Source organism: Pedobacter cryoconitis (genome assembly GCF_001590605.1).
Lineage (GTDB): Bacteria > Bacteroidota > Bacteroidia > Sphingobacteriales > Sphingobacteriaceae > Pedobacter > Pedobacter cryoconitis_A.
In genome coordinates, this window is the sequence record NZ_CP014504.1 from 272,050 (window position 1) to 293,287 (window position 21,238).

Consider the following 21,238-nt stretch of genomic DNA (forward strand, 5'->3'; position numbering starts at 1 on the left):
GTCCAAACAAAAACAATTCCTAACTGCGGATGTGGCGTAATTGGTAGCCGCACCAGACTTAGGATCTGGCGCTTCACGGCGTGGGGGTTCGAGTCCCTTCATCCGCACAATAATGGTGATAGATTTAATTATCTGTCACCATTTTTATTTTAAGGGGTTTTTTATTGATACTTTACTTGCAGCTAGTCCGATAAATTAGGTTAATTTTGTACTATTATTGAGGTACAAAAATGAATGAGCTGCTCAGAAAATATGATTCGCTGGTATTGGAATACAACAAAACAATTGTTGAAAGTTTCAGTATACAAGATTTTAGAGAATACAATGAAATCTTATTTTCAGCCCATAATTGTGCTGTAGAAGGCAATACTTTTACAGTTGATGAAACCCGTGAATTAAGACAACAGGGCATCAATTTAAAATTGCACAACCGATCTCTTTATGAAGCTTACGAAATTCTTGATCACTTTAAAGCTTACGACTTCCTTTTTAATAACCCGGATCAGCCCTTAACAGAGGAATTGATCAAACAAACTCAAAAAATCTTAACAGAAAATACAATCAAGTTTTCAAAAGGGTATGAGCCGGGTGAATATACTGATACTCAAATGGCAGCCGGAGATACTGTTTTTGGTGATTATAAAACCAGTATAGCACGTATGCCCTCATTAATTACTTCTACACAAAAAGCGATTGAAAAGGCTGAACTCCATCCTTTGGACATTAGTGCAAGGTTTCATCAGTTTTTTATTTACCTGCATCCATTCCCTGATGGGAATGGGCGAACCGGGCGATTAATCTCAAACTTTATACTGGCTAAATTCAATCAGCCTCATTTAATCATTGGTACAGTTGAAAAGGCAGCCTATGTTGACGCCTTAAAACAGTCCGCCAAACATCAGGATACAGATATTTTAACTGTTTTTTTTGCTGAAACAGCTATCAGCAGAATGCAAAGAGAAATAGATCAGCAGAAAAATCTGACTCAGAACTTCACCATGAGTTTCAAACCAACCCAAAAAGGTAAAGCTTGATAAGCATAATGCTGACAGCAAAATAAAAGCTTTCTTCTCTTAATTCCCGTCAATTTTCTTTTGGAACACCGCAAACCATCGATAGCTAATATATATCCTTGAAGCTTTGAGCAGGTATTTCTATTAATCTTCTGACACAATAAATCATAGTAAAGCAGTTTTACGCCTGTTTAAGACAAAGACAAATTACTTTGAAGCCCTGTTTACTCCTTGTTCAGGCTATGTTTCCTTTCGGTTCTCTCCCAGTTTGATACGGGTTTGAAGCGGGTTTGATACGGGTTTGAAACGCCTCGACCCGTATCAAACCCGTTTCAAACCCGTATCAAACCCGCTTGAAACTGCAACAGAACCCAGCCAAAGACTTTCCTGAAACATGCTTTATACATTGTTCTTTCAATATTTGTCAGGTCTTCAACTAATTCTTAAACCCGGTTTTTTCACGAAAAATGCGGCTTAAAATAACATTAAAAACACAATTTGATAATTAACTATGTCTTATTCGGGAAAATTAATACTTTTGGCACCTCTATTGAAGAGGGGGTATCGAAGAGTTTATATCCTTCATACGCGTAAATCCTCTAAGAATACCGGCGTGGATTTCAATAAAAAGACATTTAAACACATTGATTTAGAAAGATGAATATTACACAGGAAAAAATTGACAACTTAAATGCAGTTGTAAAGATTAAAATTTCGCCTGAAGATTATACTGAAAAGGTCGATAAAACTATTAAAGAACAAGCGAAAAAATCTACCCTTCCGGGATTCCGTAAAGGAATGGTTCCTGCTGCACATATTAAGAAAATGTATGGTAGAAGTATCCTTGTGGAAACTATAAACGCTTTATTAAGCGAAAACCTGAATAAATTCCTGACAGAAAATAAAGTTGAAATCCTTGGTCAGCCGGTTCCGGTTGTTGATAATACCAAAGATTTTAAATGGGATGGTACTGACGATTTTGAATTTGACTACGAAATTGGTCTTGCTCCAGCAGTTGAAGTTAACATCACTGCGAAAGATAAATTTACACAATACAATGTAAAAGCAGATGACGAGACTCTAGCTTCCCGTATCAAAAACATCCGCCGCAGCTATGGCAAAATGACAAACCCGGAAGTTTCGGCAGACGATGATGTACTTTATGCCGAATTAGCACAACTTTCTCCTGATGGTTCAGTTTTTGAAGGTGGAATTACCAATACTGGTTCTATCCGTTTAGATCAGGTTAAAGACAAAGCAATTTTAAAATCTTTAATCGGACTTAAAAAAGATGCAGTACTTGAATTAGATCTTCAGAAAGCACTGGGAAACAACCAGGCGGTAATTGCCAAGTTGTTAAACATTGGAGAAGATGAAGCTAAGGATCTGCAATCTAAATTCCAGGTAACGGTTAAAAATATCAACCGCTTAGAGGAATCTGATTTGAACCAGGAGTTCTTTGATAAAATATTTGGTGAAGGTATCGTTACTGACGAAGCTGGTTTTACTGCAAAAATCACAGAAGAAATTGAAGGTATGTTCAAACAGGATGCGGACCGCAAACTGCAAAATGACATGTATACTCAGTTAACTGAAAACGTGAAAATGGATTTGCCTGATGAATTTTTAAGAAAGTGGTTAAAAGCTACCAACGAAAAATTATCCGATGCAGAACTGGAAGAAGGTTACAATGATTTCGCGAAAAACCTGAAATGGACTTTAATTGAAAATAAGATCATTAAAGACAACAGTATCGAAATTAAATACGAAGATGTATTCCAAACAGCTAAACAACGTTTAGATGCGCAATTCAGGATGTACAGTCCAGCTCCAATGCCGGAAGATCAGTTGTCACAATACACAGCTACATTCCTGCAGGAAAAAGACAACGCAAACCGTATATTCGAAGAGGTAAAAGCAATTAAAGTTTTTGAATACATTCAGTCGGTTGCCACTTTAGACCAAAAAGATATAGCTTATAATAAATTTCAAGAGTTAGTTGAATCTGTATAACAGGTTTCTCAAATTTCTTTAATCTTATCGTAAGGCGGCTTTAGTAAAGCCGCCTTACTTATATAAAGTTATTTCTGACCTGTGTAAATTAGGTAGTTGAATTTAAAAAGGCACTTAATTTTACAATAACCAAATAATTTGTCAACTTAGTTTGATTAATTTGGATTTGATAAAAGCAAAATCCCCGTAAAAAGGACGCACAGTCAAACCACAAAACAAAAATAGAAACCCGATAAACTTATATACAGATGAACCGAGCCCTTCGCGAGCTCCATCTGACAATTAAAAACAAGTAAAATATATACAGATGAATATAGATAAAGACGAATTTAGAAAATATGCAGTTAAACATCACCGTATAAACGGCTTAAATGTAGATCGTTATATTGGTCATACAAATAGTTCACCAAAAAGCATGACTCCATACATCATTGAAGAACGTCAGTTGAACGTTGCTCAGATGGATGTGTTCTCCCGCTTAATGATGGACAGAATTATCTTTTTAGGTGACGCTATCCATGATGGTAATGCAAATATCATTCAGGCGCAGTTACTGTTCTTACAGTCAACTGACAACAACAGAGATATTCAGATTTATATCAACTCACCAGGTGGGTCTGTTTACGCTGGTCTGGGTATTTATGATACGATGCAGTACATCACTCCTGATGTAGCTACCATCTGTACAGGTATGGCGGCATCAATGGGTGCGGTTTTATTAGTCGCAGGTGCTAAAGGTAAACGTGCGGCATTGACACATTCACGTGTAATGATCCACCAGCCTTCAGGAGGTTCACAAGGTGTGGCTTCAGATATGGAGATCAACTTAAGAGAGATGCTTAAATTGAAAAAAGAATTATATGATATCATTTCTGACCATTCAGGACAGAGTTACGAATGGGTAGAAAAAGCATCTGACCGTGATTACTGGATGAAAGCAGATGAAGCTAAAAGCTTCGGAATGATTGATGAAGTATTAGGTTCGAATAAAAAATAGATAATGGCTAAACAAACTAAAGAATCCCGTTGCTCTTTTTGCGGTTCAAATAAGCAGGATACTTTAATGCTTATTGAAGGGCTTGATGCATACATTTGCGATAAATGCGTGACACAGGCTCATCAACTGGTGCTGCAGGAATTTGGCAATAAACAAGCTAAATCACTGGATGCTGCCGGCCCCCTCTTAAAGCCAATGGAGATTAAAGCACATATTGATCAATACGTTATTGGGCAGGATGATGCTAAGAAAGTACTTTCTGTAGCCGTATATAACCACTATAAAAGGTTAGGACAGAAGATTGATGCAGTGGATGAAGTGGAGATTGAGAAATCTAACATCATGCTGGTTGGTGAAACTGGTACAGGTAAAACTTTGCTGGCGAAAACAATCGCTAAAATTCTTCACGTACCTTTCTGTATCTGTGATGCTACGGTATTAACAGAAGCAGGTTATGTGGGTGAAGATGTAGAAAGTATTCTGACCCGCTTACTTCAGGCAGCAGATTATGATGTAGCTTCTGCTGAACGCGGAATTGTTTATATCGATGAGGTAGATAAAGTTGCGCGTAAAAGCGATAACCCTTCTATTACCAGAGATGTATCGGGAGAAGGTGTACAACAGGCTTTATTAAAGATCCTGGAAGGTACCATCGTCAATGTTCCGCCTCAGGGTGGACGTAAACACCCTGATCAGAAAATGATTCCTGTGAACACGAATAATATCCTGTTTATCTGTGGTGGTGCATTTGATGGCATTGAACGTAAAATTGCCAACAGATTGCGTACCCAGGCAGTAGGTTATAAAGTTAAAAAGGATGACACTGAACTTGACCTGGACAATCTGTACAAGTATATCACACCTGCTGATTTAAAATCTTTTGGTTTGATCCCTGAGCTGATTGGACGTGTTCCGGTATTAACTCACCTGAATCCGCTGGATAAACAAGCATTACGTAATATATTAACGGAACCTAAGAATTCTTTATTCCGTCAGTATGTGAAGTTGTTTGAATTTGAAGGGGTAAATCTTGTATTTGAAGATGAAGTTTTAGACTTTATCGTAGATAAGGCCATGGAATATAAGTTAGGTGCAAGGGGATTAAGATCTATTTGTGAAGCTATTATGCTGGATGCGATGTTTGACATCCCGTCTGACCCAACTATTAAGGAACTGGTCATCTCGCTCGGATATGCGGTGGAGAAATTTGAAAAGGCAGACTTTAAGAAGTTAAAAGCTGCTTAAAGAATTTAAAATCCCCGTTTTAACGGGGATTTTTTTTTAACTTGTTATTTGACCACAATTAACCAGTATCAGGAGGTTTGTCCTGAAATTGTCCGCTCTGGCTGCTATGGTGCAGTCTATAATTATTAATGATATGAACGAAGAAAAAGAAGTAAAAAAAGACGAGGCTATTGTAAAAAAATCAAAAAAGAACAAAGAAGTAGATTCACCGGTAAAACCGGGTTTGAAATCTAAAGGAGATATCGTTAAAAACTGGTTACCAAGATATACCGGCCGTCCGCTGGAAGAATTCGGAGAATACATTTTACTGACCAATTTTAGTAAATACTTACAAATGTTCTCGGAATGGAATGATAATGCACCAATCATGGGATTGGATAAACCAATGCAAAGTGTAACTGCAAATGGGATTACGATTATAAATTTTGGTATGGGAAGCCCGATGGCGGCAACGATGATGGATTTACTGACTGCAATTATGCCTAAAGCAGTATTGTTTTTAGGAAAGTGCGGTGGCTTAAAAAAGAAAAACCAATTAGGAGATCTTATCCTTCCGATTGCTGCAATCAGGGGAGAAGGTACTTCTAATGATTATCTTCCGGCAGAAGTGCCTGCATTGCCTTCATTTGCTTTACAAAAAGCGATCTCTACCACTATCCGTGATCACTCACGCGATTACTGGACAGGAACATGTTATACCACTAACCGCAGGGTTTGGGAGCACGATAAGCATTTCAAGAAATATCTTAAAACTTTGAGAGCAATGGCAGTAGATATGGAAACAGCAACAATTTTCACCACTGGTTTTGCCAATAAAATCCCTACTGGTGCTTTATTGTTGGTTTCTGATCAGCCAATGATTCCTGAAGGCGTGAAAACTACTGAAAGCGATAGTTCAGTAACTACAAATTATGTAGATACACACCTTAAAATTGGTATTGATTCTCTGAAACAATTAATCAACAATGGATTAACTGTTAAACACCTTAAATTCTAAATAGAATCGGTATTTTTAGGATAATCAAATAACTGTAGACTTCCTGTATGATGGCTTACCATTGACCAGTCATCAAATGGGAAATCTATATATACCATACTTGCAGTGGGCAGATTATAGATATGTGCATCAGCAAGATAGTTTAGGAAATCTGTTAATCCGGGATTATGCCCGAAAAGTGCCACCCGGTCATATTTCGGATCCAGTTTATTCACTACCGCTAATAAAGCTGTGGTATTGGCTTCGTAAATAGATGGTTCTTTATGAATCTCTTCCTTTGGGATATTCCAGGTTTCTGCAAAGTGTTTAGCGGTAGTCAAAGCTCTTTTAGCCGGGCTGCTCACTAATAATTCGGGAATAAGGTTTCTTTTACTCATTCGCTCTGCCATTTCGGGGGCATTTTTGTTACCCCGGTGATTTAATGGTCTGTCAAAGTCAGCAGTTCCGCTTGCCGCCCAGTCCGATTTGCCATGTCTTACTAATACCAGTTGTTTTGCCATCCTTTTTCTTATTCGTTTGAGAAATTAACAATTATCTCACCCGGAAGTTTTTCCATACAGTCAAAATGTCCAAGCGGGCATTGCTCTAATCCAAATTTAGAGCAGGGTCTGCAGGCTAAATCAATACCTGCCAGCAATGAGTTTTTTATTTTATAAGGATATACGCCTAATAATTCGGGTGTAGTGCCTCCCCAGATTGAAGCTATTGGTTTGTCAAATGCTTCGGCAATATGGGTCAGACCGGTGTCAAAACCGATCACTTTATGCGCTTTGGATACAAGGAATACGGACTGATCCAGGTTAGTCAGACCACAAGTAGAATAGATGTTATCGCCTACAGCTAGTTTAATCTCTTCTGCATTGTCTTTAACGTCATTTCCTCCTAACAGCACAATAGGAAGATTAATCCCTTTACAGATCTCTATAATCTTATGGTTAGGTAATCTTTTGGTGAAATGCGTAGCGCCAATAACGAAAGCGACGAATTTTTCCTGATGTGTAACAGGAAGCAGGTCCCGGATTTGATATTCTTTCGCTATGTAATAATCAATTGGTTTGTTGTCATTTTTTACGCCAAGAAACTTTACAGTTTCCAGGTAGCGGTCTACTAAATGATCTTTAGAGAAAAGACTTGTCCATTTGAATTTCAGGGCTAGCCATTTTTTTACCGTATCTTTTTTATAGGTGGAAGAAGGGATCCGGGTTGATAACTTGATAATTGTTGTGCGCAGGTTATTGTGCAGGTCAATAATCAGATCAAATTTCTCCGCTTTAATATCCCTGATAGTCTCTGCCAGGGTCGGTTTTAAGAAGTGTAATTTTGTTAAATATGGATTTTGCTGATAGATATATTTAAACTGTTCCTTGGTCAGAAAGTGAACTTCACAACCTGGTATTTGCAGTTTTAAACAGCGGATAACGGGTGTGGTATAAATAATATCACCCATAGAGCTGAATCTGATCACCAATATCTTTTTAGGTATGCTCAAATCAGGATATGTTAAGATTTTTTTATTTTATCGATGATTGCGCTAGAAGAGTATCCCGGTAAAAAGCTTAATACCTGTACATTACCGCCATTTTCAATGACTTCTTTAGCGCCTGCAATTTCTTCTATTTTATAATCTCCTCCTTTAACCAGTACATCTGGCAAGACCTTTTTAATGAGTTCCAATGGGGTATCTTCATTAAAAAAGACCACTGCATCTATGAAAGACATCGAGCCTAAGATGACCGATCTGGTGATTTCATTGTTAACTGGTCTTAAAGGCCCTTTTAGTCTTTGTACAGAATCATCACTGTTCAAACCGATAATCAGAATGTCTCCTAAACTTGCAGCTTCAGTTAAGTAAGTAATATGCCCGGCGTGTAATAAATCAAAACAGCCGTTCGTAAATACAATTTTCTTGCCTTCTCCTTTCCAGTAATTTACCAGTGAATTGAGTTCAGTTAAAGAAACAATTTTTGGGCTTAAGGAATGATTGATACTCATGTTGACTAATTTAATATAAGTTATCTACTGCTTTACAAAAGATATGACCGATCAGAATATGCATCTCTTGTATACGTGCTGTAACATCGTTGGGTATAATAATGTTTAAATCACATAAATTATTCATCTGGCCGCCATCTCTTCCCGATAAACCTATTATTTTACAGCCTAGTTCTCTGGCAGTGTGGAGTGCCTGGATAATATTTGGACTGTTACCACTGGTTGATATCGCTATAAAAAGATCACCAGGGCGGGCAAAAGCCTCAACTTGTCTGGCAAATACTCTTTCAAAGCCGTAATCATTACTGATTGCCGTTAGGGCAGAAGTATCTACGGTTAAAGCTATTGCCGGTAAGGCTTTACGGTCTTTAACATATCTTCCTGTTAATTCTGCAGCAATATGCTGGGCATCAGCAGCACTTCCGCCATTGCCTGCAATTAATACTTTTCCTCCGGCAAGAACAGTGTCTGTCAGTAATTTGCAGCCGCTTTCGATTTCAGGGACCAGTTTGGCAATAACCTGGTCAATTGTATTTTTATGATGATTAAGTTCTTCTAATACCATTAGTTTATTATTTTGATGGCGGCTAAAATTTCATCAACCGTTGTAGTGGCGCTGCCAATGTGTTTAATGACAATGGAAGCTGCATAATTTGAAATATGGCAGGCTTCTTCTACCGTAAGACCTAAAGTTAAGCAGTAAGCCAGTGTCGCAATCACAGTATCTCCGGCACCGGTAACGTCGTAAACTTCAGTTGCCCTGACCGGTAAAATCTGATGGTTATCTGGTGTAATAATAGCTATTCCTCCTTCAGAAAGCGTCACAATTAAATAGGCAGCATGGGTCGTGTCAAAAATGACTTCAGCTGCCTTAACCAATTCTTCAGCGCTGTGTATTTTCTCCGTTTTGGCTGCTTCGGCAAGTTCTTTACGGTTAGGCTTAATGATAAATGCGCCTTTATATTTAGTATAATCCAGTCCTTTAGGATCAACGATGATCCGTTTTTGGTGTTGGTTACAGTATTCAATCAATGCAAGACACAAGGTTTTAGTTAATAAACCTTTGTTGTAATCAGAAAGGATAATAATATCACTTGCTTCAATATGAGTATAAACAGCCTGCAGGAAGCTTTTTTCCAGCTGACCCGAAATATCATGCGTTTCTTCGTGGTCTATTCTTACGATTTGATGCGTAGAGGCAATTACCCTGGTTTTTACTGTTGTCGGACGTGACTGATCAGTTAAGATCAGTTGTGTATCGATGTTTTTAGTTTGCAGAATTGCTTTGATTTCTTCTCCGAAACTATCATCGCCAATAATACCGGCAAGAGATACTTGTGCACCCAGATCGATCAGATTACTGGCCACATTGGCTGCACCACCAATTATTTTATTTTCTTTTTTGACATTGACAATGGGTACAGGGGCTTCTGGTGATAGCCTGGACGCACTGCCAATAATATAATGGTCGAGCATCAGGTCGCCTATGACAAGGATCTTAGGCTTTTGACTTTGATGGTGTGCATTATATAGTTTTTCTGCAAGCATGCTTATATATTAATGTTCAAAGATAGGTATAATGGTCTACTTAAATTCCGTGTTTTACGGTGTTAAAAAAAGCAGTAATTTCAGCTAAAGTGAATGCATTTAAACATTGTTTTGCTTGTAACCCACCTTTTCTTCCAATGTACACGCCATAATGCATATCTCTGAAACCTTCCATACGGTGTGCATCAGGGTTTATCGAAAGCAATACGCCTTTTTCCAGTGCATAACGGTGCCATCTCCAGTCCAGGTCTAAACGCAGCGGATTCGCATTGATTTCTATGACTACATTATTGGCTGCACAGGCATCAATAATTTTAGCGTAAGCTATAGGATAGCCTTTACGGCTTAATAACAAGCGTCCGGTTGGGTGACCTAAAATTGTTGTATATGGGTTTTCTACAGCTTTAATCAGCCTTGCTGTTGCTTTTTCTTCATCCATCCTTAAATTGCTATGGACAGAAGCTACAACGAAATCGAATGTTTTTAAAACTTCATCACTATAATCCAGCGAGCCATCGTTCAGAATATCGCTTTCAATTCCTTTAAATATTTTAAAAGGTGCGAGCTTTTCATTAAGGGCATCAATTTCTTTATGTTGTGCAAAAATGCGTTGTTCGTTTAATCCGTTGGCATAAAATGCGGATTTGGAGTGATCACACATCCCAAGATATTCCAGGTTAAGGGTATCTTTACAATAGATGGCCATTTGTTCTAAGGTATGCACGCCGTCACTCCAGGTGGAGTGATTGTGAAGGCTTCCTTTGAGGTCATTATAAGTGATGAGTTCTGGAAGTTGGTTTGCTTTCGCAAGCGCAATTTCGTCCAGACCTTCTCTAAGTTCAGGAGTGATGAAAGCGAGTCCGGCTTTGCTGTAGATAGCATTTTCGTTTGTAAAAGGGCCGTTGCCTGCTAGTTTTAAAACTTCTTCTACGTGAGCTTCGTTACCAGTTAGTTTAAAGAGGCTCAGGTAAAAATCTGCTTTCGGATAAATGTGCAACTGTATTTTTAAGCCGAAAGTGCTCATTGCTGTATATTGATTTTCTGTCTGTTGTTCGAAAATAAGGTCTTTCAGCAGCGGAAGACCAGCTACAATAGCTGCCGGATCTTCTGCACCGATCACAAAATCAAGTTCATTGATAATTTCCAGGTATCTGCGGTATTCTCCGGCGACGCTGATTAAGGTGTCTTTATTGATTTGATTTAACCAGATTTCCAGTTCTGCGGAAAGCGTATTTACCAGAGTTTCTGCCTGTGCATACAAGAATTTACCCTGAGCAGCCATCTTAAATTCAATGACCTTTTTGATCTCTTCCTGTGTTTTTAATCCAAAGCCTTTGGCTTCTATCAGGCGATTTTCATTACACGCATAATAAAGTTCTCCGATGTTTTCAATGCCGAGGTCTTTCCAGATTACCACAATCTTTTTTGGACCAATACCTTTGATACCAAGCATTTCAACAATTCCTTCCGGGGTTTCTGCAAGAATGTTTTGCAGTTCTGTCATTGTTCCGGTCTGAAGTAATTCTGCAACTTTAGCGGCAGTACTTTTACCAAGTCCATCGATCTTCTCGATTTCCTCCATGGTTTTACTGCTGATTGCATAAGGCAGCTTGTCTACTTTGAAGGCAGCATTTGCTATTGATTTTATTTTGAAAGGATTCTCATTGTGAAGCTCCATCAGTTGTGAAAGGAGTCTGAGGCTACGGGCTATGGTTTTATTTTCCATCGGGGGCAAAAATAAATAAAAAGAAGCGTTTTTTTGGAACAATGTGTTTCTGATCCTGTTATTAAGGATAGTACCCGTTGTTTTTAAGGAACGTGTATTCACAAATGCTTGATATCGATGAATAAATTAAATTATACGGGCCTGTTGCTGTTTGCAATGGCTACAGCTTGTCATTCTCCTGCTGATCAAAAAAAAGATCCCTTTTCAACAGCACATACAGTTACTGCCATTGAGGATAAGAAAATAGATAGTACCAAACTCATTATCGCTGGAAAACAGGCAGGTAGTATTTACCTTGGGCAGGATATGCAGGCTGTATTTAAGTTATTGGGGAGACCTGATGATGGTGATGCAGCGATGGGAAGTGCATTGGCGATCTGGAATAAAAAAGAGCCATTGCTTGTCTTTTCTTCTTATCGGGATAGTAATATGGTGATTAAGGGCGTGAAACAAATTTCTGTTTCTGCTCCTGGTTTTAGTACAGCAGAAGGAATTCATACCGGTATAAGTTTAAAGGCATTAATGGTGGCTTATCCTGAACTTGAAAAAGCAGCAGTTTATACGCATCTGCAAACAAAAGCTGAGCTTACAGTCTATGATGCTGTAGCTAAAGGGATTGCTTTTGATGTACAAAAGGATACCTGTACTGCAATTACCATACATCCTTCCAGTAAATCTGTTAACGAAGTTTATCTGACTATGTATCCCGGCTGGAAGAAATTGTAAGCTGGGTAGCTGTTTCTCCGGAATATACTTATCTTATGAGGATATCATTTTATTCTTATGAAAAGACGTTTCAATAAAAGTATGCTTTATATTTTATCCCTGATTTTTCTTTGTGGGATTGTATCTTGTAAAAAAGATAAGCTTGCTGCTGATCCACCTGTTGTGAAGGATGGTGCAGCAGATACATTAGCTGTTTTATTCCGGAATTCGTACCGGGTATATGAAATGCAGCGGAATGCAATTGGAATTTACAGAGATTCAAAGTTGTTTAAGGGAACTGATTATCATCCGGCTTCTGTAGCTAATATCGGTATTGGGCTGGTGTCACTTTGTATCGCGGATCAAATGAAATGGGTTCCGGATGCGGATAAGCAGGCTATCATTACTTTAAGAAGCGTTCTTGCACGCAATAAGAGTTTCAAGCTGGATGTAAATATTGCCGGATTTCCGAGGCATTTTGTAAATATGGAAACTGGAGCACAGGAGTGGGGCTCTGAGTATAGTACGGTTGATGCGGCTATTATGGTTTCAGGAGCTTTGTTTTGTAAGAACTATTTTAAAAATAATCAGATAATTTCCGGGCTCGCGGATTCTTTATATCAGTCTATTGACTGGTCAAAAGCAATTGCCGATCCGCTAACTGGTAAGCTTTATCTTACGCTTGATGCAAATGGGAATGGGATAGGCACTACATCGGTTTATAATGAATATATGCTGCTGGCTCACCTGGCTTATAAAGCCGAAAATGGAAAAGGGGGCCCTGCAACTAATTTATGGACTAATTTCTATGCGAATACGCCTAATTTACCTAAATCGAATTACGCTAATTATGAACTTTTAACAGATTATCCAGGTTCATATCTCTCCGATTTTATTCCGCAGTTTTGTTATTATTTATGTCAGCCGTATGCTGCAAATCCTGCTTATATGAACTATATGAAGAATGCAATGCTCGCTGATCAGCAGTGGTGGACAGCAACCGGTAAAGTAGCAAACTATGAATGGGGGCTGGGAGCAGGTAGTGATCCTTCCGGTTATCATGCAAACCGGATTAATGATAATGCCGGGCAGGTAGTTTCTCCGCACATTATAGGTGGTTTTATTCCGGTTAACCCAACTGCTAAGAATGATTTAATGAGGCTATACAGAGCTAATAAAGGGGTCTACAAGCTTCCTGGAACTGCATACGATATTTTATGGAGATATAGTGTGAAGGATCCGGCCTGGACAGCTAATGAAGTTCAGGGTATTGATTATTCAACGATGCTTTTTGGACTGGCTACTTTAGCTGAGCATTGTGGTAAAGACTTTTTTACCGTGAATAACAATTATAAGTTTCCTGTATATTCTTTTGTGATTGCTAAATGATTAAAAGAAAGGTGAGGCTACTATAAGCCTCACCTTTGGTTAAAGCCCTTCTATTTCTTCCATGGAGAGCCCAGTAAACCCGGCAATTTTAGCCAGATCAAAATTCTCTTCTTTCATTTTTTTTGCGATGGCCAGCGCAGTTTCATGTTTTCCTTGCTCCATTCCTTTCTCCAAACCTTGCTCCATGCCTTTTTCCATGCCTTTTTCCATGCCTTTTTCCAAACCTTTCTCCAAACCTTTCTCCATGCCTTCTTTTTCTGCTCTTTCCTTTACACATTCCATCAAACCTATATCGTCTTCTTCCTGCTGTAAAATCGATAGGTATAAAAGTTGTTGTTCTGGTGATAAGTTGTCCATTTCAGCGATCTTAAATATTTTTTCAAAAATACGTTTATCCAGATATTTAGGAATCTGATTCAAACTGTGCATATGTTTAAGCAGATAAACCCATTTGTCCAGCTCATTTTCCAGTTCATCTTCTTTCTTGTCAAATTTAGGCAGTTCTAAAAACTTAAATCCCAGTCCATTGTGGAATATTTTACCAGTACCGGTATTGACCAGTGAAATACTTTGCAAATAATCATCACTCAGACAATTCTTCATGTTAAAATCCAGGATTGCAATCAGGAAAACTTCTTTCAGTTTAACTCTCCAATTACCCTTTCTCATCAATTTCTGTTGTTGAATGAGCCGGCTCAGGTAAAAGATGCAGCGGTCTTCAAAATTATCATGTGCTGCACGTTGCATTTCTACGATAAACTGCTCACCCTTGTCCCCGGTACACAGCAAGTCGAAGAAGATCTTTTTATCTTCCTTGCCATCCCCTGCAAGTTCAGTTGGATTATATACAATATCGGTAATGTGTTTTTCTCCTTCAAACAACGCGTTTAGAAAATCAATCATGATCTCTTTGTTGGGTTCACCGCCAAAAAGATGTTTAAATCCAAAATCTGATAATGGATCAATGTATTTATTTGTACTAGCTGACATAATTCTTAATGATTTAGGTCAAGCTACTCATGTTCTGTATTTAAAAGTTAATAAATATCTTTATTGTTAACAAGTGATTTATTAAAGAAACCATAGCTACCAAAAAAAGGCCTTCTCAATACTACTGAAAAGGCCTTTTTAACTTTTAATACAAGTAGATACTACTGAATGTTGATTTCAAATGGCATTCTTGCTTGAATACCGCTATTAACCACTACTTTTTTCAATTGCTGATACAACAGGAAGTTTTCGCCGAATTCTTGTTTTGCATAATACATTCTTACATTATCTCCTGCATCTGATAAGAAAGATTTTAACGGATCTATTTTCTCAGGATATTCTACGATTTTATAACTGCTTAATTTCGCTTTTTTACCAGCTGCAACAATTGCATCATTGAAACTGCCAATCTTATCCGCCAAACCGATTCTAACTGCATCTGTACCTACCCAGACATGTCCGCCGCCTATGGAGTCAATATAAGCTTTAGAACGCTTACGGCCTTCGGCTACGCGGCTGGTGAAAGTGTCATATACATGGTTAACGTCAGTTTGAATGATTAATCTTTCTCCCGGGGTTAATGGGCGGTTTGTACTCATGATATCTGCATACTGGCCAGTTTTTACACCGTCAAAAGTAATTCCTATTTTATTGGTTAACAGGTTCTGGAAATTAGGAATGATTCCGAATACACCGATAGAGCCCGTAATCGTATTTGGCTGCACAAAAATGGAGTCTGCCGCGCAAGCAATATAGTAACCGCCCGAAGCTGCAACATCACCAAAAGATGCCATTACAGGTTTCACTTTTTTAGCCAGTACAATTTCTCTCCAGATCACGTCTGAGGCTAATGCACTACCGCCACCTGAATTTACGCGAAGTACGATCGCTTTAATTTTATCATCCTGTCTGGCTTTTCTGATGGCACGGGAAATACGCTCTGAACCAATTGACTCATCACTGCCTTCACCACCTGTAATATCACCATTAGCATAAATAATCGCTATTTTGTTTTTGCTTTCAGTGCTTTCTTCTTTCTGATTGGTTGCATAGTCATTGATGCTGACAGTCGCAATAGTTTCCTTTTTGCCTGTTCCACTTAATGCTTTCAATTCATCAATGACTTCATCTTTGTATTTAAGGCCGTCTATCATTTTATAATTCAGTGCATCCTTAGGGGCCTGAATTCTATAAGTATCAGCCATTTTATATAAACTATCTTTCGGGATATTTCTGGATACAGAAATGCCTTCCAAAAAAGTATTATATAAACCACCAAGGTAAGCGGTAACCTGCTGACGGTTGTAATCACTCATTTTAACATTCGTGAATGGTTCTACAGCACTTTTATAATTACCAACGCGGATTATCTGCGCTTCTACGCCTAATTTCTCCATGGCACCTTTGAAAAAGGTTAGTTGAGAACTGAATCCTTTGAACTCTAATGTGCCTTGTGGGTTCAGGTAAACTTTATCAGCTACTGAAGCCAGGTAATAAGCATCTTGTGTATATACTTCGCTATAAGCGATTATCTTTTTCTTACTGGTTTTGAAGTCGATCAAAGCATCCCTGATTTCTTTTAAAGTAGCTTTTCCTGCTCTTGGAGAACTTACGTTCAGATAAATACACTTAATGTTATCATCGGTTTTTGCTCTTTTTAAAGCTCTCATCAAGTCGTTAAAGCCCAGGCTTTTTCCAACGTTTGAACCTATAATAGGCAGATTGTCAAGTGTTTTGTTTGGTGTACGTTCTTTAATAGCCTGATCAAGGTTAAGATAGAGCACAGAATTACTGACAACATCCACTGTTTTGTCGCTGTCTATAGAAGAAACAATTGCGACCACAAAAACGATAAAGAAAATGGCAATAAGAAAAGTGGAAATGATAATTCCTACTACGGTAGCAAAAACATATTTAAAAAATTCTTTCATGTGGATGTTTAATATTTAATTTGTAAATATATTAAGAAACTACCTGAGATTTATCAACTAAATTAAGGGGCGCTCTTAATGAATTAGCTTTTATATGGAATTGGAGTACAAAACAGTTTATTTGTTACTTGGAAGTAACCTGGGAGAAAGAAAAGAGTTAATTGAAGAAGCTATTTCGAAGATTGAAAGCAGTATTGGGTCAATAGTCTCTAAATCAGCTTTATATGAGACTGCGGCTTGGGGAGACGAAGATCAGCCTTCATTCTTGAATTTAGCAATTGGTGTGCAAACAAACAAAACCGCTGATTTGGTGTTGGAGTTAGCATTGGAGATAGAGCAGGAACTGGGTAGAGTAAGATTGGTGAAATGGGGTGCCCGGCTGATTGACATTGATGTGATCTTATATGGACAAGATATTATCAATGACGGAGAGCGGCTACAGGTTCCACATCCAAGGATGCAGGACAGGAGGTTTGTACTGGAACCGCTGGCAGAAATTGCCGGAGGGGTTGAACATCCTGTATTTAAACAGCCTATATCAACATTATTATCTTTATTAAAAGATAATTTAACTGTATATAAAATATTATAAATTTACTAGTTTTGTTTCAAATGATTGACGAAGAAAAAAATAATAGCCCCCTTGATCTGTCTTATCTCCGGGATATGTCTGGCGATAGTGCTGAGTTTATGATTGAAATGATCGATATGTTTAAGGTACAAACACCTTTATACGTAGCGGATCTTGAACAATCATTTGAAGCTCAGGACTGGGAAAAGATGGCGGGCTATGCACATAAAATAAAGCCTACGCTATCATACGTAGGCAGAGAAGATGCCCGCGGACATCTCCAGCTTATCGAAAACAATGCACGTGATATGAAAGATCTTTCGGATATGCCACGCGCTTTAAAGGAGTTGAATGAATTTATAGAGATCTTGTACAGACAGCTTGATGAAGCGAAAGCAGAGTTGGCAAAAAGACTGTAATGAAATCCTTAAAAAACAAAAAAGCTGTCAGAGAATCATGAGATCCGCTGACAGCTTTTTTTATAGCTGATGAATTGATTACAATTTCGGCAAGCGCCTGAAGTGTAATAAAGATAAAGCGATGTAAAGTACCAGTACAAATGGAACTGCAGCAAACTGCAGGAAAGCAACCAATATTACTGACAAAATCAGAAATATAAACTTTATTTTATTTGGTTCCCATTTCATGGAACTGAATTTCAAAGAGAAGATTCTGATTTCACTGGTCAGTAGAAAACTCATGATAACCGTTATTGCAACCAATAAAATGGAAGAGCCAATTAATGCTGGATAATCTTTCTGGATAAAAGGCAATGACACAATAAACAGGGTATTCATAGGTGTATTTAAACCGATAAAGTCTTCTGTCTGCCGCGTATCTATGTTAAATTTGGCTAAACGTAACGCAGAGAATATAGTCATTATAAAACCCAGGTAAGGAAGGTATGGGGAAGAAAAATCACTCTGTGCGAGTAATTGAAACATGACCACTCCTGGCAAAAATCCGAAACTTACCATATCTGCTAAAGAGTCAAGCTCTTTACCGATAGGGGATTTTACATTCAGCAACCGGGCTGCGAAGCCGTCAAAAAAGTCGCATATGCCGGATATTAAAACGGCATATGCTGCAATATTCAAGTCTCCTTTAAATGCAAAAACCACGCCTATACAACCCGAAAAGAGATTGGCACAGGTTAATGCATTGGGAATGTGTTTCTTCATATCTGACTAGCTGTTCATAGAAATTAAGAACTCTTCGTTAGTTTTTGTGTTCTTGATTTGTGCCTGAACAAATTCCATAGCCTCCTGCGCATTCATATCTGCAAGGTGGTTACGTAAGATCCATACGCGTTGTAAGGTATCTCTGTCATGTAATAAGTCGTCTCTACGGGTACTTGATGCCGTGATATCGATAGCAGGGAAGATACGTTTGTTAGACAATTTACGGTCTAATTGTAATTCCATATTACCTGTTCCTTTGAATTCTTCGAAAATTACTTCGTCCATTTTAGAACCTGTATCAGTTAATGCAGTTGCTAAAATAGTTAAAGATCCTCCTCTTTCAATGTTACGGGCAGCACCAAAGAAACGTTTTGGTTTATGTAAAGCGTTTGCGTCCACACCACCAGATAAGATTTTACCAGATGCAGGAGCAGTTGTATTGTAAGCACGTGCAAGTCGTGTAATTGAATCCAGCAGGATGACAACGTCGTGTCCGCATTCTACTAAACGTTTTGCTTTTTCCAATACGATATTGGCAATTTTCACATGACGTTCAGCTGGCTCATCAAATGTAGAAGCAATGACTTCTGCACGTACGCTTCTTGCCATATCTGTTACCTCTTCCGGACGTTCATCGATCAGTAAAATAATCAGGTAAACTTCAGGGTGGTTTTTAGCAATTGCATTGGCAACTTCTTTCAACAGGTTTGTTTTACCTGTTTTAGGTTGTGCAACGATTAAACCGCGCTGACCTTTACCGATTGGGGTAAATAAGTCAATGATACGGGTAGAGTAGTTATTGGTTTCTGTGAAAAGATTTAATCTTTCTGTCGGGAATAGTGGAGTCAGGTAGTCGAAAGGGACTCTATCTCTTACATCAGCTGGTAAACGGCCATTGATCGTCTCTACTCTGACCAGTGGGAAATATTTTTCGCCTTCTTTTGGAGGACGGATACTTCCTTTAACTGTATCTCCGGTTTTTAAACCGAAAAGTTTGATCTGAGATTGTGAAACGTAAATATCATCAGGTGAAGAAAGGTAATTGTAATCTGCCGATCTTAAGAAACCATATCCATCAGGCATAATTTCCAATACACCTTCATTTGTGATGGTATTGTCGAAATCAAGATTTGAATAGCTGTTCTCGTTCTGCTTCTGATTGCTATTGTTACCGTTGTTATTGTTGTTTTTTGGCCTGTTATCTTCTCTTACAGGTTTTGACTTCTTAATTTCTGCAGGTGCTGTAACAGCTGGCTGAACAGGTTGTCTTTCTTCAGTTCTTGGTGCTGGAACAGCAACCGGGGCCGGAGTTTCTGACTGAACATTTCCATTAGTTGCTGATGCAGGTGTAGTTTCAGGCTGTACCTGCTGCTCTTCTTGCTGCGGTGTATCGAACAGGGATGCTCTGTTGAAGTTATTTCCGTTGCTGGTTGCCGGAGCTTGTTCTGCTTCGTCTTTAGGAATACGTGTCCTTTTTCTAAGCGGTTTTTCTGCAGTATTGATTTTCGGAGCTTTTGGTTTAGCTGTTTTTGCCGGATTTTCTTTGACAACATCATTGCTGATTGCTGCTTCAGGAACAGCAGTGGCAGGTGCAGCTTCAGGTTGTTGTTCACTGATTTGATGAATAACTTCAACCAATTCAGCTTTACGCAAATCATCAGCATTCAAGATCCCCTGAGATTTTGCTAACTCCCGCAATTCTGCAGTAAGTTTTTCATTTAATTCTGTTTTGTTAAACATTATGTGGGTGTAGAGAAATTTTTATAAACGAAATTATTTATCAGTAGATCAAAGCAAAAAAATGCAATTATGAATTTGAAAATAGAACAAATTTTTGTGAGATTTTCTGGAATGATCAGATAAACTTTTGAGAATTATGTTGCAATTGTATGTAATTGTATCCTAATCTCCAAGTAAAAACGAAAATTGTTATAAAGATTTTACTTAATATGTGCAAAACTCATCTTAAATAGGCTCTGAATTGCTGTGGAAAATTTGGCATATTTGCGCATAATCTAAGCCCAAATGAATAAGAAGCAACTATTTGAACAAATTCAAGCTAAAAAATCGTTTTTATGTGTTGGACTCGATCCGGTGTTGGAAAATGTTCCAAAACACTTGTTGAGTTTTGAAGATCCGATATTTGAATTCAACAAACAAATTATTGAGGCGACCAAAGATCTGTGTGTTGCTTATAAGCCTAACACAGCGTTCTATGAATCAAGAGGTTTGAAGGGCTGGGAGAGTTTATTGAAAACATGGGCTCATATTCCTGAAGATATTTTTACCATTGCGGATGCAAAAAGAGGAGATATTGGAAATACTTCTGCGATGTATGCGGATGCTTTTTTCAACGAAGAGAAATCGGGAATGAGTTTCGATGCGATTACTGTTGCTCCTTATATGGGAAAAGATTCTGTTGGTCCTTTTTTAAAGTATGAGGATAAATGGGTTATTTTACTGGCACTGACTTCAAATGAGAGCCATAGTGATTTTCAATTGTTTGAAAATGCTGATGGAAAGCTTTATGAAGAAGTAATCCGCGTGTCTTCGAAATGGGGAAGCAGTGATCAGCTGATGTATGTAGTTGGCGCAACAAGGGGAGCTGAGTTTGCAAATATCAGAAGGCTTGCACCGGATAACTTTTTACTGGTTCCTGGTGTAGGTGCACAAGGTGGAAGTTTAGCAGATGTCTGCGAATTTGGCTTAAATGCAACTTGTGGTTTACTGGTGAATTCATCAAGAGGGATAATTTATGCGGGTAAAGGGGAAGACTTTGCGGAGAAGGCAAGGGAAGAAGCCTTAAAGTTGCAGCAGGAAATGGAGATAATCCTTGAAAAATCAGGTTTATTATAAGTTTCTTACAATAAAAAAGAAATCTTGATGTGAGAAAAAATGTTTAAATTGCTATTGGCATTGTTATCAATAAGAGTCCCTGTT

At 38.3% G+C, this 21,238-nt stretch carries 20 protein-coding genes and 1 tRNA gene; 11 read left to right on the top strand and 10 right to left on the bottom strand.

Features of this window, described 5'->3' with window-relative positions; genetic code table 11:
* Positions 1–25: 25 nt before the first annotated feature.
* The 6 genes from AY601_RS01190 (at position 26) to AY601_RS01215 (ending at position 6,265) form a co-directional block, all read left to right on the top strand.
* Positions 26–107: transfer RNA gene (locus tag AY601_RS01190), tRNA-Leu, on the top strand.
* Positions 108–230: 123 nt separating this feature from the next.
* Positions 231–1,034 carry a Fic family protein gene (locus AY601_RS01195; protein WP_068395393.1) on the top strand — a complete coding sequence of 268 codons (804 nt, stop codon included), beginning with the start codon at positions 231–233 and terminating at the stop codon, positions 1,032–1,034.
* A gap of 636 nt (positions 1,035–1,670) precedes the next feature.
* Complete coding sequence (gene tig, locus AY601_RS01200; protein ID WP_068395395.1) at positions 1,671–3,026, top strand: trigger factor; 1,356 nt, start codon at positions 1,671–1,673, stop codon at positions 3,024–3,026.
* 307 nt (positions 3,027–3,333) lie between these two features.
* Positions 3,334–4,023: an ATP-dependent Clp endopeptidase proteolytic subunit ClpP gene (gene clpP, locus AY601_RS01205; protein ID WP_068395397.1), complete on the top strand. Its 690-nt coding sequence runs from the start codon at positions 3,334–3,336 to the stop codon at positions 4,021–4,023.
* Between the two features lie 3 nt (positions 4,024–4,026).
* Positions 4,027–5,268: an ATP-dependent Clp protease ATP-binding subunit ClpX gene (clpX, locus tag AY601_RS01210; protein ID WP_068395399.1), complete on the top strand. Its 1,242-nt coding sequence runs from the start codon at positions 4,027–4,029 to the stop codon at positions 5,266–5,268.
* A gap of 133 nt (positions 5,269–5,401) precedes the next feature.
* Positions 5,402–6,265 (top strand): AMP nucleosidase, encoded by an 864-nt coding sequence (locus AY601_RS01215; RefSeq protein WP_068406998.1) that lies wholly within the window; start codon positions 5,402–5,404, stop codon positions 6,263–6,265.
* On the opposite strand, the gene AY601_RS01220 is transcribed toward AY601_RS01215, so the two are convergent.
* Genes AY601_RS01220 through AY601_RS01245 form a run of 6 tightly spaced genes read right to left on the bottom strand, consistent with a single transcriptional unit; the run spans position 6,262 to position 11,531 of the window.
* Positions 6,262–6,765, bottom strand: coding sequence for a SixA phosphatase family protein (locus AY601_RS01220; RefSeq protein ID WP_068395401.1), 504 nt, complete (start codon positions 6,763–6,765; stop codon positions 6,262–6,264). The genes AY601_RS01215 and AY601_RS01220 overlap by 4 nt on opposite strands.
* An 8-nt stretch (positions 6,766–6,773) precedes the next feature.
* Positions 6,774–7,754 (bottom strand): glycosyltransferase family 9 protein, encoded by a 981-nt coding sequence (locus AY601_RS01225; RefSeq protein WP_232324677.1) that lies wholly within the window; start codon positions 7,752–7,754, stop codon positions 6,774–6,776.
* 11 nt (positions 7,755–7,765) lie between these two features.
* Positions 7,766–8,257 carry a D-glycero-beta-D-manno-heptose 1-phosphate adenylyltransferase gene (rfaE2, locus tag AY601_RS01230; protein ID WP_068395405.1) on the bottom strand — a complete coding sequence of 164 codons (492 nt, stop codon included), beginning with the start codon at positions 8,255–8,257 and terminating at the stop codon, positions 7,766–7,768.
* Positions 8,258–8,267: 10 nt separating this feature from the next.
* Entirely contained in the window at positions 8,268–8,822 is a 555-nt protein-coding gene (gene gmhA / locus AY601_RS01235) for a D-sedoheptulose 7-phosphate isomerase (RefSeq protein ID WP_068395407.1), read from the bottom strand.
* The gene (rfaE1, locus tag AY601_RS01240; RefSeq protein WP_068395409.1) at positions 8,822–9,805 is read right to left on the bottom strand and encodes a D-glycero-beta-D-manno-heptose-7-phosphate kinase; all 984 of its coding nucleotides are present in this window, start codon (positions 9,803–9,805) and stop codon (positions 8,822–8,824) included. Before rfaE1 ends, gmhA begins: the two co-directional genes overlap by 1 nt.
* Before the next feature lie 40 nt (positions 9,806–9,845).
* A complete protein-coding gene (locus AY601_RS01245) occupies positions 9,846–11,531 on the bottom strand; it encodes a DNA polymerase/3'-5' exonuclease PolX (RefSeq protein WP_068407001.1) in 1,686 nt (561 codons plus the stop codon).
* 117 nt (positions 11,532–11,648) lie between these two features.
* Here AY601_RS01245 and AY601_RS01250 point away from each other — a divergent pair, with 117 nt between their 5' ends.
* Together AY601_RS01250 and AY601_RS01255 are read left to right on the top strand one after the other, a co-directional pair.
* Positions 11,649–12,257 (top strand): hypothetical protein, encoded by a 609-nt coding sequence (locus AY601_RS01250; protein WP_068395411.1) that lies wholly within the window; start codon positions 11,649–11,651, stop codon positions 12,255–12,257.
* Positions 12,258–12,314: 57 nt separating this feature from the next.
* On the top strand, positions 12,315–13,625 hold the full coding sequence (locus AY601_RS01255) for a hypothetical protein (protein WP_068395413.1): 1,311 nt from the start codon (positions 12,315–12,317) through the stop codon (positions 13,623–13,625).
* 39 nt (positions 13,626–13,664) lie between these two features.
* On the opposite strand, the gene AY601_RS01260 is transcribed toward AY601_RS01255, so the two are convergent.
* Together AY601_RS01260 and sppA are read right to left on the bottom strand one after the other, a co-directional pair.
* Positions 13,665–14,615 (bottom strand): Rpn family recombination-promoting nuclease/putative transposase, encoded by a 951-nt coding sequence (locus AY601_RS01260; protein ID WP_068395415.1) that lies wholly within the window; start codon positions 14,613–14,615, stop codon positions 13,665–13,667.
* A gap of 161 nt (positions 14,616–14,776) precedes the next feature.
* The gene (gene sppA, locus AY601_RS01265) at positions 14,777–16,546 is read right to left on the bottom strand and encodes a signal peptide peptidase SppA (RefSeq protein WP_068395417.1); all 1,770 of its coding nucleotides are present in this window, start codon (positions 16,544–16,546) and stop codon (positions 14,777–14,779) included.
* A 94-nt stretch (positions 16,547–16,640) separates the two neighbouring features.
* On the opposite strand from sppA, the gene folK reads away from it, so the two are divergent.
* Together folK and AY601_RS01275 are read left to right on the top strand one after the other, a co-directional pair.
* Positions 16,641–17,138, top strand: coding sequence for a 2-amino-4-hydroxy-6-hydroxymethyldihydropteridine diphosphokinase (folK, locus tag AY601_RS01270; RefSeq protein WP_068395419.1), 498 nt, complete (start codon positions 16,641–16,643; stop codon positions 17,136–17,138).
* 20 nt (positions 17,139–17,158) lie between these two features.
* Positions 17,159–17,536 (top strand): Hpt domain-containing protein, encoded by a 378-nt coding sequence (locus AY601_RS01275; RefSeq protein ID WP_068395421.1) that lies wholly within the window; start codon positions 17,159–17,161, stop codon positions 17,534–17,536.
* Positions 17,537–17,614: 78 nt separating this feature from the next.
* Here the strand turns inward: AY601_RS01275 and pssA are convergent, their stop codons facing one another.
* Both pssA and rho read right to left on the bottom strand, forming a co-directional pair.
* Positions 17,615–18,298: a CDP-diacylglycerol--serine O-phosphatidyltransferase gene (gene pssA / locus AY601_RS01280; protein WP_068395423.1), complete on the bottom strand. Its 684-nt coding sequence runs from the start codon at positions 18,296–18,298 to the stop codon at positions 17,615–17,617.
* A 6-nt stretch (positions 18,299–18,304) separates the two neighbouring features.
* Positions 18,305–20,038 (bottom strand): transcription termination factor Rho, encoded by a 1,734-nt coding sequence (gene rho, locus AY601_RS01285; RefSeq protein ID WP_068395425.1) that lies wholly within the window; start codon positions 20,036–20,038, stop codon positions 18,305–18,307.
* A gap of 285 nt (positions 20,039–20,323) precedes the next feature.
* Between rho and pyrF the strand changes: the two genes are divergently transcribed.
* Positions 20,324–21,154: an orotidine-5'-phosphate decarboxylase gene (gene pyrF, locus AY601_RS01290; protein WP_068395427.1), complete on the top strand. Its 831-nt coding sequence runs from the start codon at positions 20,324–20,326 to the stop codon at positions 21,152–21,154.
* Positions 21,155–21,238 lie beyond the last annotated feature (84 nt).

What these genes read in the sequence shown, in the direction of transcription:
- AY601_RS01195 (WP_068395393.1), top strand. Translation starts at nt 231, where the DNA reads ATGAATGAGCTGCTCAGAAAATATGATTCGCTGGTATTGGAATACAAC.
- tig (WP_068395395.1), top strand. Translation starts at nt 1,671, where the DNA reads ATGAATATTACACAGGAAAAAATTGACAACTTAAATGCAGTTGTAAAG.
- clpP (WP_068395397.1), top strand. Translation starts at nt 3,334, where the DNA reads ATGAATATAGATAAAGACGAATTTAGAAAATATGCAGTTAAACATCAC.
- clpX (WP_068395399.1), top strand. Translation starts at nt 4,027, where the DNA reads ATGGCTAAACAAACTAAAGAATCCCGTTGCTCTTTTTGCGGTTCAAAT.
- AY601_RS01215 (WP_068406998.1), top strand. Translation starts at nt 5,402, where the DNA reads ATGAACGAAGAAAAAGAAGTAAAAAAAGACGAGGCTATTGTAAAAAAA.
- AY601_RS01220 (WP_068395401.1), bottom strand. Translation starts at nt 6,765, where the DNA reads ATGGCAAAACAACTGGTATTAGTAAGACATGGCAAATCGGACTGGGCG.
- rfaE2 (WP_068395405.1), bottom strand. Translation starts at nt 8,257, where the DNA reads ATGAGTATCAATCATTCCTTAAGCCCAAAAATTGTTTCTTTAACTGAA.
- gmhA (WP_068395407.1), bottom strand. Translation starts at nt 8,822, where the DNA reads ATGGTATTAGAAGAACTTAATCATCATAAAAATACAATTGACCAGGTT.
- rfaE1 (WP_068395409.1), bottom strand. Translation starts at nt 9,805, where the DNA reads ATGCTTGCAGAAAAACTATATAATGCACACCATCAAAGTCAAAAGCCT.
- AY601_RS01245 (WP_068407001.1), bottom strand. Translation starts at nt 11,531, where the DNA reads ATGGAAAATAAAACCATAGCCCGTAGCCTCAGACTCCTTTCACAACTG.
- AY601_RS01250 (WP_068395411.1), top strand. Translation starts at nt 11,649, where the DNA reads ATGAATAAATTAAATTATACGGGCCTGTTGCTGTTTGCAATGGCTACA.
- AY601_RS01255 (WP_068395413.1), top strand. Translation starts at nt 12,315, where the DNA reads ATGAAAAGACGTTTCAATAAAAGTATGCTTTATATTTTATCCCTGATT.
- AY601_RS01260 (WP_068395415.1), bottom strand. Translation starts at nt 14,615, where the DNA reads ATGTCAGCTAGTACAAATAAATACATTGATCCATTATCAGATTTTGGA.
- sppA (WP_068395417.1), bottom strand. Translation starts at nt 16,546, where the DNA reads ATGAAAGAATTTTTTAAATATGTTTTTGCTACCGTAGTAGGAATTATC.
- folK (WP_068395419.1), top strand. Translation starts at nt 16,641, where the DNA reads ATGGAATTGGAGTACAAAACAGTTTATTTGTTACTTGGAAGTAACCTG.
- AY601_RS01275 (WP_068395421.1), top strand. Translation starts at nt 17,159, where the DNA reads ATGATTGACGAAGAAAAAAATAATAGCCCCCTTGATCTGTCTTATCTC.
- pssA (WP_068395423.1), bottom strand. Translation starts at nt 18,298, where the DNA reads ATGAAGAAACACATTCCCAATGCATTAACCTGTGCCAATCTCTTTTCG.
- rho (WP_068395425.1), bottom strand. Translation starts at nt 20,038, where the DNA reads ATGTTTAACAAAACAGAATTAAATGAAAAACTTACTGCAGAATTGCGG.
- pyrF (WP_068395427.1), top strand. Translation starts at nt 20,324, where the DNA reads ATGAATAAGAAGCAACTATTTGAACAAATTCAAGCTAAAAAATCGTTT.